This window comes from Siphonobacter sp. SORGH_AS_1065, from assembly GCF_030818595.1.
Lineage (GTDB): Bacteria > Bacteroidota > Bacteroidia > Cytophagales > Spirosomataceae > Siphonobacter.
Genome location: NZ_JAUTAM010000004.1, coordinates 1,264,222 through 1,278,029 on the forward strand (window position 1 = coordinate 1,264,222; position 13,808 = coordinate 1,278,029).

The following is a 13,808-nucleotide window of genomic DNA, read 5'->3' on the forward strand; positions in this document are numbered from 1 at the left end:
GATTTTACCCAAAAGACCTAGAGCTTTTACTTTAGTTCTGTTACTTGTTTCTTCCTAACCGTCACCCTCTTCTAACTGAAGGGTGTCGATTTGGTAAACACTGATGACTCAACCACCTTTATCAAGCCTAGAAAGAAACCACCTGTCGTCGTTTCTTGGAAGCAGCACATTACTTGAACTTATCGGAACGAACCTGTCTGCTTTCACCGATCCCAAGCAATGCAGTAGCATTTTCTACTAATGTCTATCTGGTAACCTTTGGCTTAAATGGTTACCAGATAGACCTATTCTTACATGCCGTCCGCTCTCATGGCGTTCACCATTTTCACGTGACGGAAAGCCGCAATCTCAGACCATTCATTGTCATAGTTAAGTCCATAAGGCCAGAAATGCGATCCGCCCGTATTAATAACAGCATTAGGCCCATCGTAAGTTTTAATAAGGGCTACGGCATTAGCACCGGTGAAAGGGCCTGTAGACGTATTGGCATACCAGCCCCCCGAAATTCCCACGCCCCAGGTATGAGCTATTTCGTGCATCGCTGTACGCGTATTTTGGTAACTGGCATTAGAACCAAACCGAATATTACCGTTGGTATTGCCATCTGCTGTATTTACGCCCGGGTTGTACTCAACGGTCAATGTTCGAGCCGGCCAGGCAGCTCCCGCATTATAACGGGCACAGGCATCGTTCATTGCTGCCGTAATCCGTTCTCTCACATCGGTAGGTACGTCAGATGTAGTTAGCGTCCAGCCTAGCTGACCGTTGGCTTGGATAGTAACAAGACCCCACTCCTGATTTTCGCCTCCCCAGTAACCCCACTGCTTGATCTCAGCCAGATCATCGATGGATTGATTAAATACATCCAGATCCTTGCCACTATTACGGTTTACAATACGGTAGTAGCCATTATTTGTGGGAATAAATTGCCACTGCTGATGATTAGCCCCCGTGTAGTCGCCTATCGTTACGTCGCCGCCATCGTCCACTGAAGCCTGGCTGATCTGTAAAGCTTTATTGCTTTGAACGCCAATGATGGAATAATACCCTCCCGCCAGTGACTGCAATGTCCACCTTTGGTTAGTACCGCCCGTGCCTCCATACTGGATGATGTTAGCACCGTTAGAAGTCTGAAACCCTTCCACATCAATCATTTTACCACTTTTACGGCTAACTAAATAGAACGTACCGTTGCCAACCGACTGAAGAGGTTCAGAAGATGGCAAAGCCCTGGCTCCTCTGGATTTAACCGAGCCCGACTGAGGAGAGACTTTCTCTTCAATGGTTTCCTTCTGACAACCCGTCACCAGCGTCAGTAAAGCAAAACTGCACGCAGTTGCCCAATGAGAAATACTTAATCTTGTTTTCATAATGTAGAGATTTAGAAATTAAGTGCATCGCCATACCTAATGCACTTGGTTAAACCATAAGAGCGTATGGGCATCTTGTCATGAATAAAGCATTATTAAGATGGGGGGAGTACCTGGAGCCAGAAGGTCTGCTGACTAATGCGAAGTAACGTCTTGGGCGAGCAGGCGACCTCTAGCCTATGCTCTCCTAAAACTTGTTTGTAATTTCTAGTTTTACCTAATAAGTGCTTTGCTTAACTATTGAGTACCCTACTTTATAAGTAAGGTTTTCCAAGCCCTAAAATTTCAATAGCCATAGGTCTGATCTACTAATTATTGTTTTAGGAAAATAAAAAACTTGAATAGTTCAAAATTAACCAATGAAAAGCAAAGAGGACACCCCTATTTTCGGCAAATTGGCGGCTCGATTTGGTCTGTTCTTCTTATATTTAGCTGTAAATTCCTTTTATTTACGCTATTCACTTTGTGCATATCTATTCTTACCTATCTATTTTATTTAATAATTCCATGATTAAATAGGATAATTTAATTTTAAAAAAGTATAAGTATGAAGGGTATTTTACTTAGTTAGGTTGCTATTACAGGAAGGGTTGTCTAAGTATATTTGCTTTTGAGAGACAGTCTTGGTTCCGCTAACCGTATAAAACGTATCCACTTGCTGATGCTTTCCCTAACTCGATCCATCTGGGCCTTTACGCACTGCCTATTGGCGGTATTACTTGTCCTAAGTACCCAAACCAGCTTTGCCCAACGAGAGCCTACGCAATTAAGATTTGATCATCTCACGGTTAATGAAGGCTTATCCCACAGCGATGCCTTATGCCTGGCTCAGGACCACCAGGGATTTATCTGGATTGGTACGCACAAAGGAATTGACCGTTACGATGGTTATCAGCTTAAAACGTACCATTTGCCCGTTAGTAATGGCAGTGGAGTGATCAATAACCGCATTCGTGCTTTACACGTCGATCATCAGGGTACGTTATGGGTGGGCATTGATGGAGCCGGGCTGTTTTATTACAATGCCAGCCGGGATCGTTTCGAAAGTATCCTTCAACGATCTGTAGCCGCTAACTACCAACCCCTGATTCAAAAGATAGCCCTTGCGGATGTGCCTAGCCTTACCAGCGACCACAAAGGGCGGCTATGGATAGGCACCAGTCAAAGCGGTTTATTCATGCTGCAATTTGACTCACAAGGTGTAGTCAATTACGTTAGCCACCTTAAACTCAAGCCAGCAGACGTTATTCAGCCTTTTATTGATGAACTCACGGTTGATGGCTCTAATCATTTGTGGATTGGTACGCTGGGCAGCGGATTGTATGTACTAAACCCTCAAAACCAGCAAACCAAAGCTCAGTTCGTACCCTTGATGGGGGAAGTCAACATCCGGGCCTTACATGCGGATCGGCAAGGTAATTTGTGGGTTGGTACGGACGGCCAGATTTACTGGGGTAATTGTCGGAACGTGCCGCAACCTGCTTCCATTTGCTTTCAGTCCCTAGGAAGAGGTTTTGCAGAGATTGAACACCTCTACCGGGATTTTTCTCAACGCTTATGGATCAGTACCAAGTCCGGTTTGTTACTCTGGAATGTGAAGACCCCAAGCCCCCAACTTCCCATTCAACAGGAGGATATTCAACGTTTTCTTTCTTCCGATACAGATCCTTTCAGTATCAATTCCATTCGGGTTCACGACATCCTGGAGGATTCCTTTCATAACATCTGGATGGCCAGTTCTGCGGGAGGACTCAACATTTTAAAACCGTATACAAAACCCTTTGGCCTCATTCGACGGCAAAATGAGGGTTCTGCCAATCCGGCGACCAACTACATCAATGCCATCTGCAAGGACGAATCTCGTAATCGCCTGTGGATAGGTACGCAAAATGGACTGGCTAGTTATGATCTGAACACAAAATCGTATACAAATTTTCTGGTGCACGCGTACTACGGCAGTGTAAACAGTGTAGATGTATCGGCCCTTCATCTCACCTCGCAGGGTACACTGTGGATAGGCACCCGGTATGCAGGTTTATTCAAGCTTGATCTTCGTACCAATACCATCCAGCCCGTGGCAGGCATTCCCGGGACAGCAGACTGGTACAGTTTAAGTATTGAAAGCATTACAGAGGATACCTATGGATTTATCTGGATTTCTACGTTTACAGGTGGCCTCTACCGGATGGAGGCCAACGGAACGCACGGCGTAACCTATTCGCTACAGAACAAACTCCCTACCAATGACTTCACCCAGCTTTATTATGATGGGAAACACTCCATTCTATGGGCCAGTACCCGCAATGCGGGGTTACTAAAACTGGCGGTAACTCCTCATTCCATTCGCTTAATTAAGCAATTCAAACACGAGCCTGATAACCCTAATAGTCTCAGTACTAACTACACCTGGCCTTTGGTGCAGGATAACCAGGGACGTCTTTGGATTGGAACCATCGGTGGTGGCCTGCACAGCCTGACCCAAACGCCCTCTGGTGAAGATCGCATCGAGCGTTGGAAAAAATGGTTACCAGAAACGGATATAGAAAGTTTACTGATCGATGAATCAGGGAACCTTTGGATCGGAGGGTCTGGTATTTATCAACTAAATCCCCGAACTAAAAAGTTTTTGCACTACGATGTAACTGACGGTTTGCAAAGCAATTCTTTCAAAATCGGAGCTGCTTACCGGGCTAACGACCATACCCTGTTTATGGGAGGAACCAATGGCATCACCTATTTCCAACCGCAGGCCATTCAAGTCAACCCGTCGCTGCCGCGAGTTCAGATTACGGAATTGCGTATTCACAATCGGCCTGTAGCCGTGGGAGATACGCTCAACGGTAGGGTTCTCATTACCTCTCCATTGGCAAATCAATCTTCCATTGAACTTCGCTCAACGGAGAACGACTTTTCCATTGAATTTGTAGGGCTTCACTACGCCAATCCCCGTAAACAGCAATATGCTTACCAGTTAGTTGGCTACAATAAGGACTGGGTACGAGTCAATGCTCAGCAACGAACTGTTACTTTTTCTAATTTACCGGCCGGAGATTATACGTTTCAGGTAAAATCCAGCAACGATGACGGCGTCTGGCTGGAGCAACCTACGGTTTTATACATCACGATTTTACCCCCCTGGTGGAAAACCTGGTGGGCTTATTTATTATATCTAACTGCGGCTGGAATTGCCTTTTGGCTCTATCACCATAATAGTGTAGTGCAACAACGCCTTAAAAACGAACTAGCTCTCAAACAGTACAAGATTGAAAAAGACCAGGAATTAACTGATGGGAAACTACAGTTTTTCACGAACGTTTCTCACGAGCTTCGGACACCCCTTACCCTGATTCTCGGACCAGTCGAGGAGTTAGTGGGCATGAGTCATGAACCGATTCACCAGGTCAAAGACAAGATTATGCTCATGCACCAGCAAACTCGTAAGCTGCTCGACCTGGTCAATCAGCTCTTGGACTTTAGAAAAGTCGAAACAGGTTCTGTTCAGCTAAAAATTACTCCCACCAACATTATTCCGTTCTTGACGGAAATATTTCTGGTATTTAAGCTCAAAGCCGAAGCCCTGCAACTCAACTATACCATTGATGTTCCTCCGCAGGATATCACGCTTTACGTGGACCGGGTTAAGCTCGAGTCTATCGTTGTCAATTTACTTTCCAACGCCTTTAAGTATTCTTCGGAGGGTGGGGCTGTTGAAATTGTGGTGAACACCGTTGGTGAACCCAATCAAGCTGCCCTTTATAAAGATCAGCACTTGCTCGATCATTACCTTGAGATTACTATTAAAGATCAGGGAGTGGGCATGAACGAGGCGGAAATAAATCGAATTTTTGATCCCTATTTCCAGGCGACTCAAAGCGAATCCATCAAAGTGACGGGAACGGGTATTGGCTTATCACTGGTAAAAAAATACGTAGACGCTCATCAGGGAGAAGTACTCGTAAACAGTCAACCAGGTATGGGCACTACGTTCATTCTGCGATTACCCTTTGGCAAAGAGCATATATCTCCAGACTTACGGTGCCAGATACCCGCTACTACTCAACCCACTCTTGAGGAAGTTAAGCAATCCGTTCGGCTAGCCCATGCCGAACAACATACGCCTGAAGCGGACTTGACGGAAGCTGCTCATCTTTTAATTGTAGAGGACAATGAAGCACTTCGTAACTATCTATACGATTCATTGGCCAAAACCTACCGCGTTAGTACCGCAGTAGACGGAGTAGATGGATGGGAAAAGACCTTAGAATTACTGCCCGATATAGTCATTAGCGACGTAATGATGCCCCGTAGCAGTGGGCTTGATTTGTGTCAGCAAATCAAGAAACATCCCAAAACGTTACATATTCCGGTATTTTTACTGACGGCCCGGGCCACCGCTATGCACCAATTGGAAGGCTTAGAGACCGGTGCTGATGAATACATGACCAAGCCGTTTAACGTCGACTTGTTACAAGCGAAAGTAACGGTTATGCTTCGCAACCGCTTTCTGCTGCGGGAATATTATCACCGACAGCTTTTGCTTAAACCAACAGATCTGATTATTCCAAGTGAACACAAATCCCTACTGGAAAAAGCTACGACTACCATTGAAGCTAACTTAACCGATCCCGACTTTACCATTCCGATTTTGGTTCGGGAGTTGGGTATGAGCCAATCTTCCTTTTACCGCCAAATCAAGACCATTACGGGAAAAACTGCCGTGGAGTTTGTCCGGGATGTCCGTCTAAAAAAAGCTGCTCAGCTCTTGCTCATGGATAATGTACGAATTGGCGAAGTAATGATGCAGGTCGGCTTTGAAAGTCCCAAGTATTTCCGTAAAGCGTTTCACCAAATCTATGGCATGTCTCCGCTGGAGTATGCCAAACATCACCGATCTAACGTTTTAAACGAGGATTTTCAGGATAGTTAATTGAAAAGGCGGTAGAAATGAATCATTTTTCTACCGCCTTCCTGTTTTATGTAGAGTCTTTAGGGTGAAGTCCCCTGCTGTCATAAATCGCTTATCAATCGTTGAATTCTACCCCGTGGGTAGTCAAAGCCAGTCAATAATTACCCCCTAAACAGTTACCAGAATCCTTGTATATGACAGGTGTCAAGTATTCTCGCTAATGAGTAATTTTTAGGTACCTGGATTTTATTACATCAAATTATTGATCTTTTTTAGCTCCTTATTTAAGTAGTTAAGATTAGCTTAACTTACTCACCTATAGGCAATAATAAATAGTTAAAAGACTATACGTTGCATTGGAAGATGTGCTATACTTGCAGAGTGTTGTCCTGCACGTTACCCTTTATCTCCCTAAAAGTTATCTAATGCTTACCGCCCAAGAAGCACTTCTGCAAACCAAAAAGATTAATTCTCTACGAAAAAAAAAGCCCCCCTTCCTTGATCCTTTCAAAAAAGAAGAGTTGCTTCATGAGGAATTTTTAAAACTTCAGGATTCTATTTCATCCGCCATTCAACAAGGCAGGTATAGTTGTTACCACCACTTGGATGCAAGAATCGATCAGGAAGTAAGAAGCTGGCTTAAATCTCATCATTATTCCATTAAAAGCTATAATAAGAGCTTTCTTCCTGAAGAACGTAAACTTACCTGGGTGAAAACACTCTGCTACCTGGGGGCTTTCATTAGCCTGATGGGGATTCCGCTATTACTATCCTACAACCTGCTAGGCCGACGTTACGGAAAAATTAATATCAAAATTGTCTGGCGTGATAGCCGAACCGTGCGTATTTATTAAGCATAACTACTGCACTCACGATCACTACATACCCATTTACCATTAGGATGAGTCTCAACCCTGACCTTAACGGGCCAATTCCAAGTCTTGTTTGAAGGAAAAAAGATGTTCAAGCCCTTGCTTAGCCCATTGTAAACGGTAACAAAGACCGTCTATTTGAGTAAATAGCATGGTGCTTGACGTCTTTAAACGTATATATCTGGTCGTTATATTGAGTAGCTTTTACAGAAGCCGCAGCAAGTATTATTAATCTCCTCTCACTACTTAACTTCAGGCTGTAAACCCAACTAATTTAAATGATACCCTCTGCTAGAAGTAGTTATTAAAAAGTCGAAAGCTGAATTAGTTATTAGTCCCTTTCCCCGGATTTCCGGCGAAAATCTGCTTTTCATCCGGTTGTTTCAAAATCTGCTTTCCAATGCCCTCAATTTTGGTCGTATAGATTAGTCTGGAAACCCTGCCATCGGTCAAATCCAGTGTCACTGCTACTCAATTGGCGGTCAAGGAGCTACCTACAGCCTACAGGGATTCAATCTCCAACTCGACGAGCAGATACTTACATTCGCATTGATGTACAGTATAATGGCATTGAATTTGACAATAAATATGGAGCCTGGATTTTCATATCTTTCAACGACTGAACGGTCAAAGTGAATTTGCCGGGAGTGATTTAGGTCTGTCCATCTGTGAAAAATTACCGATAGTTACGGAGGAGTCATCACTGCATCCTCGCAAGTTGATCAGGGAGCTACTTTTAACGTATTCTTTTCATTCCTAAAAGTCAAACATGGCCTTTTGACAAGAATGGTTTTAAATCAACTTGCAAAGTGGTATGTTGCAAACTTCAGAATACAGTTTTTTTTTGATAAACAGATACGGGGAGTATTCATTCCTGGCCTAGCACTTATGTGTCAACCTTAACCAAGCTATGCTTTAGGAGGTTGCTTTCTTTTTAATAAATAAGTTTTCTGCTGGTAGATCAGACGGATAATTCTACGACGGGCTTGTGAAAGACTTTTCTAAAAATTATCCTACAATGGGTATTCTGGCTCTATCACTACATGATGAATTTAGGAAACTATATATACAAAAGTTATTCTGAAAGAACTTCAGAGGAACCCTTCATTATCTAAATCATCATTTTGTTACTGCTTCTTAGCTACAATTCTAATACCATTAAGTTTCGGATCTTCCGCTTCTTTAAAGCTATATCCTTTAGGTAAAAGCAAAGAACCCATGGCCCTAGAACTTTGCCATTGATAAAATATATCATTTTCAATTCTTCCCTGATAATCATCAGCACTATTATAAGCAGATGACCAGGTTGCTCCTCCATCGATTTCTTTGAAATCTGAGTACATCTGAGATAATGCTCCAGGATAGTTTTCTGTTTTTGAACTAATGGAGAGTGAGACTGTAACACTATCCTCTTTTGTTCGATAAATAGTTACATGAAAATAATCAGCATGGAGCTTATTAATGTTTTGCTGACGTAAATAAAGCGTATCTCCATTCAAAATATACAATTCTACATCGAAACTACCGACCTTTAGAGCTTCTATTCCATCAAAGGGATCACGTTCTGATTTGCAACTATACAAGATGAATAACCCTGCGAAAAGCAACACTAGTTTTTTCATTTCCTTAAGATTGAGGGTTAAACGCTAACGTATATATCAATTGCATAAGTGCTTTGATGTTAAAAATCTTCGTTATCGACTGCCATTTTATTATTGACAAATCCGGACCAAGTATCAAAAGATTTGAATAAAGGGAAACTGCTATCTCCAGCTCCTGACCAAGTCAAATGCACCACCACCCATTCGCTAGTATCTACCACAACTAATAGATTATCATTAGCAAAGCTTCTTCCAATAATTTTAAGGTGTCTTCCAAACAGTGGGTGTTGCTGAGTAATCTCCTTATTTAATTGAAGTAAAAAAGAATCCCTTTGGCTTGCTGGGATCTCTCCCCAAGGTTCTAACCAAGTTCGCTCTTCTAACCGCTTTTCCTGTTGCATAATCAATTATTGTATTAATAAACGAATTCCAAAATGCAAAATTATTCAATGGCCAAAACACAGCTGGGATTCGTTTATGACATTTTTTTTCTTAACTAATCGTAAAATAGGCTTTTTCCTGCTGAAATAACGTACTTCTCTAACTTACTCAGGTATTGAAACTAATAAGTCAGGTTTCTTTTTCCCTGAATTTGAGTGATATGAATTTCCGAATCTGCTCCGAGTGATATCCAGCATCGAATGCTTGGCTTAACACTCGAAACAGATTGGGTAAGTTTCTTAATGAGTAGATTTATTATCCTTATCTAAATGTCTTCCTGCTTAACTTCGTGAGTAGACTCCAATTTTTTTATTGATTTTTTCTGAGCTTCCCGTGCCTGTTCCAGTGTTTCGTACGTATTGAAATTACTGAAGATATTTTGTTCATCAGGATACTTGGCCTTTACTTGTTCAAAATATTGACGGGCTATTGTATCCATATCTTCACCAGCTTTGACACGTTTGATACTAGTATATATAACTTGTGGTTTTGTTGTTTCATTGGAAGCCTGTCGTTGCCCTACATTAGCCCAATAGTATTTCAATTCGGATGGATGAGGTGTTTTTGTAAATTCCGCCAATAAGTTTGCTAAACTTGTCTCCGAGCTTAAATATTGCTTTTCTAATGCTTCAAAAGTGCGTTCATCTACCCCACTTTGAAGCAGACTCTCTTTGAAGAACGCATAATTTGTAAGAGGCTGCTGGGCTTGCAGTATATAACGAATCCATTTCCACATCTGAGGACGACCGATTTTAGCCTCTAAAGCCGTCAGTAAGAGAGGAACGTACTCATACCGATAGGTCTCATTTATCTGATCAGGCTTAGTAATTTCCTTTAAGGGTTTAAATTGCTTTAATCCCCGGCTGGCATTTACATAGTGATTGATTAAATGTTTATAGTACTTTTCCCCGATCAAATCCCGCGTGGACTGTAAAGAAATATACTCGGTCATTCCCTCCAGGAAGGCCCAGTATAGAGTAGAATTGGGACGAAAAACGGTACCAAAATAGTAGTGCCCCAGCTCGTGTGAGAGCATGGACAGTTGGCTGGAATCTACCATAGTCAGGCTTTGCGGATGGACCAAGGTATTTAAGCGATTTATTGGGCTAACGGAAGCAATAGTGGGATACGTTACAAACATCCAATCATTCCGCTTGGAGATAGGGGTACTTGTCAATAAAGTAACATCTATCCCATAAGGAATGTCTAAATGAGTCTGATAATATTCTTTAATGCGGGTAAACCACCCATCCAGCACCTGAGCCTGACCTGTACTTAATGAGGTATTGACCAGATAGGTATTTTGCTCTTTCTTGAAGTCGAAATCCCCCGCAAAAAGGAGTAATGGAAAAGGCTTATTGGACTGTAAGTGAGCTTTTTCGCCTTTTTGGGGCGGGTAACCGTTTAAATAGATGGCTTTGGCTCCAGGTACATGAATAGTCAAATCATACGTGACACTACTATAGGTTTTATCTTCAGAGATGTCATAGAGAATCGGATACCAAACGGATTGTTCACTGGCTCTAATCGTCTTTCCATTAAAAGCAATATTTCCTTTCCAATCGCCCCATTCGCTTCGCTTTATGGAATCCGCATAAATAGGAAAGGCTCCCACGTAACTGATTTTAAAATGCGAGGGTAAGTAACGGTCCTTACTACCATTGCTGGGAAACCAGTACTGCATACTCTCATACGATTTTTCAGGATGATACTCTCTTTCAACCGAATAAGAAAAACGATCAGAACTGTCTCGAAAAAACTTCACGTTTAAACCACTATTGAGCTGAATGCAATAGTTACTGGTTTTAGGTAGGTTTGAAACGTCCAGATCAGCCTTAAAAGTACCTTCAATGAGTGACACATAAATGTTACCGGAAACGTGGGGAACCTGGCCGTAGGCTGTTGGACAGATCAGCAGAAATCCCAGGATAATGAAGGAAAGAAAAGATTGGAACATAGCCTTGGTTAGGGATTAGAATGGGTATAATCTAATCCTTAAGTTAAACAATGCTAGTGAAGAGAGCAAGTCATCTGTTGTATAAGTGCTTTGATGTTAAATAAAGTCAATAAAAAAAGACTTTACATCGTAGTTGGCAATAGCTAAAGCCAAATCATAGGGACTGATTCCTGAATGATTTTTCACATAAGGGTTAGCCCCAGCTTGTAACAACGGCCTAATCAAGTCTTCTCGCCCCTTTGACTCAAAAGTTGCTCGCCAAAGCGGAGTATTTCCATATTTATCTTGTAAATCAATGGCTGAATGCACTGATAACAATACCTTTAAAATTGAAGATTGTCCCGTCTGAACTACATAATGTAAGGCCGTCCATCCTAATTTATCCTGATGTTCAATCGAAGCTCCTTTAGCAACTAACCAGATCTAAGTTTTTAGTCAGTACTGCACGGATTAAAAGCGTTCTTCCATCTGTATCAATTAGATTTATGGACTCACTGAAGACGTCGAAATCAAAGGTGAGTGAATCAGATGAATATATTCTACTTATAATAGAATCAGTAATCCGATTCTTTCTACCTATTGTCATTTTCTTATTGTATAATCAATCATTATGTTACTAAACGAATTTCAAATGCACCATTAATCAATGGCCAGAACATAGCTGAGATTCGTTTACTTAACTAATGGCTACGTTTCAGTCTGTTAAGCTCAAACTTAAGAATAATAAACCCTATCAAGCTTTGAAAAACTAGCAAGATTATATATCCCATGAGCTGCCCTAAACCATATTCATCATGGCCAGTAATAAATTCAGAGTATTTCCTCCATACCAATGAACAGAATGTAAATATGAGACTGTGGATGAGAAAATATTTCCAGAAAGTCTTTTTATCAGGTATTAGAGTCACTGTCCATACCCACAAAGCTCCTGCTGTAGCCATTACCAAAAGAAGTATTATTGTTTCCAACTGTTTTATAGTCAAATATCCTATGGGACTCTGTTCCATCCATGCATATTACATCCAAAATAAAAAAACCTATTTCAGGAAGATACCCGCCAGTATCCAATGAAATAGGTTCGATATGAAATGTGCTGCTTGTCTGGCAAAGATACATAACTTTTGCCTGTACATCCAGAGTAGCATAACGTTTTATAAACCTATTCTTAATGGGTTGGAAGTAAAGGTACTTGTATTCAGAAGTTACTGTTTAACCGGAAAGAACTGCGGATCATTTCTTTAGCCCTTTCTCAACTTAAAAATCAGCATCCCTTTATTGACTAGAAACTTCCTGAAATTGAAGGTATTCCCAAAGGAAGCCATCCGCTGGCTTTGCAGCCTTTACTCTCTATTACGTTATCTTATATCTTAACGTGAGTCCAGACATGGGATCACAGGACTTCCATATAGCTCTAATTGCTAAGGGTCTAGGCATGATTCTTCTGTTTGTAGGTTTAGGGCTTTATCAGGCCAATAAAATGACCATGGTCGGTATGATTAATAGCGGAGCTTTGATGATTACGATTCGTTCCTTCGTGGGCCCCGCCTTATTCTCTGCCGTCTATGCCTTTGCTCTTTATCAGGGCCAACAACAACACCTAGTTGATCTGGCCGGTAAAATGGATGCTTTAGATCCCCAGGTAACAGCTCGCTATATGGCCGCCCGTCAATCGGGTTTGAATCAGGGAACGGAAGTAGCCCAGATCATGGGAGCCAGAGCCCTGTCCGGCAGCGTTCAGGTGCAGGCAATTCTGGTAACCGTTAAAGAATGGATGGGCTTTATTTCCATAGTGGGATTCGTCACGCTGGCCTTCGTAAGCCTCAGAAGTTTCCAACCTGTCAATAAACGTCGGCTCGTGAATCTCAGAAGAAGGTGACGGCGACTGGCTCCCATTCCCTATCCGATTCCTTAAATGCATACTCCTATGGTAGTTAATTCCTTCACGAAAAGTGACAAAGAAATGTGGGCCTTTCTGTTTGTATTGGGAAGAGCAAAACAGAATTTAATCCATCAATTGGAAAGAAGCCTTGCCGAAAAAGGCCATGAAAACATAAAAATTCGGCAATGGCTTACGTTAATTTCGATTGATGAAGGCATGAGTGTGAAAGAATTAGCTGCCAGCAGGGCATATCCAAACAGGCAGCCAGTAAAATCTGTGAAGAGCTGGCTCAACGGGCTTACCTCTGTTTAAAGTCAGCCCCTACCGATGCCAGAGTCCTGCAAATTAAATTCACTATCAAAGGACGTAGAGCCGTGCGAGCAGGCTTTAACAAATTAAACGAATTAAAAAAGCTGCTTTCAACTCAATGTGACGAACACGTTTACCAGCAGATTATACAACTTTTGATAACGATTAATAATTGGAAGTAAGTTTTTAGAATGTCTTACTAATGGTTCATTAATTCTGCTGTAGCATTCGGAAAATTCTCCAATGAATGATTTGTTGAACTAGGCCGATCCTCTACTGCGTTGCCATCCTACTGGTGACTCTACCATCTGCGAATACCCCGGCGAAATAAACGGCAGAAGAATTCCTTCTCTACAAGTCCAACGATCTTTATACCATGCCTATGATTATGGCCTGTATCCTCATGATTTTAGGACATAATCCATTCAAAAATAAACCCTTACGAATTAAATCCTAGCTGCTTCGCCATTACC

The 13,808-nt window shown here is 41.9% G+C and carries 9 protein-coding genes; 4 read left to right on the forward strand and 5 right to left on the reverse strand.

Going from position 1 to position 13,808, the window contains the following annotated elements:
- Positions 1-290 precede the first annotated feature (290 nt).
- Positions 291-1,370 (reverse strand): RICIN domain-containing protein, encoded by a 1,080-nt coding sequence (locus QE390_RS05805; protein ID WP_307141450.1) that lies wholly within the window; start codon positions 1,368-1,370, stop codon positions 291-293.
- A 661-nt stretch (positions 1,371-2,031) separates the two neighbouring features.
- Between QE390_RS05805 and QE390_RS05810 the strand changes: the two genes are divergently transcribed.
- The gene (locus QE390_RS05810; RefSeq protein ID WP_307141451.1) at positions 2,032-6,297 is read left to right on the forward strand and encodes a hybrid sensor histidine kinase/response regulator transcription factor; all 4,266 of its coding nucleotides are present in this window, start codon (positions 2,032-2,034) and stop codon (positions 6,295-6,297) included.
- A gap of 404 nt (positions 6,298-6,701) precedes the next feature.
- Positions 6,702-7,130: a hypothetical protein gene (locus QE390_RS05815; RefSeq protein ID WP_106636927.1), complete on the forward strand. Its 429-nt coding sequence runs from the start codon at positions 6,702-6,704 to the stop codon at positions 7,128-7,130.
- A 1,145-nt stretch (positions 7,131-8,275) separates the two neighbouring features.
- Here the strand turns inward: QE390_RS05815 and QE390_RS05820 are convergent.
- The 4 genes from QE390_RS05820 to QE390_RS05835 all read right to left on the reverse strand — a co-directional run bounded on the left by QE390_RS05820 (position 8,276) and on the right by QE390_RS05835 (position 11,570).
- A complete protein-coding gene (locus QE390_RS05820) occupies positions 8,276-8,770 on the reverse strand; it encodes a hypothetical protein (RefSeq protein WP_307141452.1) in 495 nt (164 codons plus the stop codon).
- 59 nt (positions 8,771-8,829) lie between these two features.
- Positions 8,830-9,150 carry a hypothetical protein gene (locus QE390_RS05825; RefSeq protein WP_307141453.1) on the reverse strand — a complete coding sequence of 107 codons (321 nt, stop codon included), beginning with the start codon at positions 9,148-9,150 and terminating at the stop codon, positions 8,830-8,832.
- A gap of 305 nt (positions 9,151-9,455) precedes the next feature.
- Positions 9,456-11,147, reverse strand: a complete 1,692-nt coding sequence (locus QE390_RS05830; RefSeq protein ID WP_307141454.1) for a hypothetical protein — start codon at positions 11,145-11,147, stop codon at positions 9,456-9,458.
- A 96-nt stretch (positions 11,148-11,243) separates the two neighbouring features.
- Entirely contained in the window at positions 11,244-11,570 is a 327-nt protein-coding gene (locus tag QE390_RS05835) for an ankyrin repeat domain-containing protein (protein ID WP_307143535.1), read from the reverse strand.
- A gap of 1,009 nt (positions 11,571-12,579) precedes the next feature.
- Between QE390_RS05835 and QE390_RS05840 the strand changes: the two genes are divergently transcribed.
- Both QE390_RS05840 and QE390_RS05845 read left to right on the forward strand, forming a co-directional pair.
- Complete coding sequence (locus QE390_RS05840; RefSeq protein WP_307141455.1) at positions 12,580-13,023, forward strand: hypothetical protein; 444 nt, start codon at positions 12,580-12,582, stop codon at positions 13,021-13,023.
- An 84-nt stretch (positions 13,024-13,107) separates the two neighbouring features.
- Positions 13,108-13,338 carry a hypothetical protein gene (locus QE390_RS05845; RefSeq protein WP_307141456.1) on the forward strand — a complete coding sequence of 77 codons (231 nt, stop codon included), beginning with the start codon at positions 13,108-13,110 and terminating at the stop codon, positions 13,336-13,338.
- Positions 13,339-13,808: the final 470 nt, after the last annotated feature.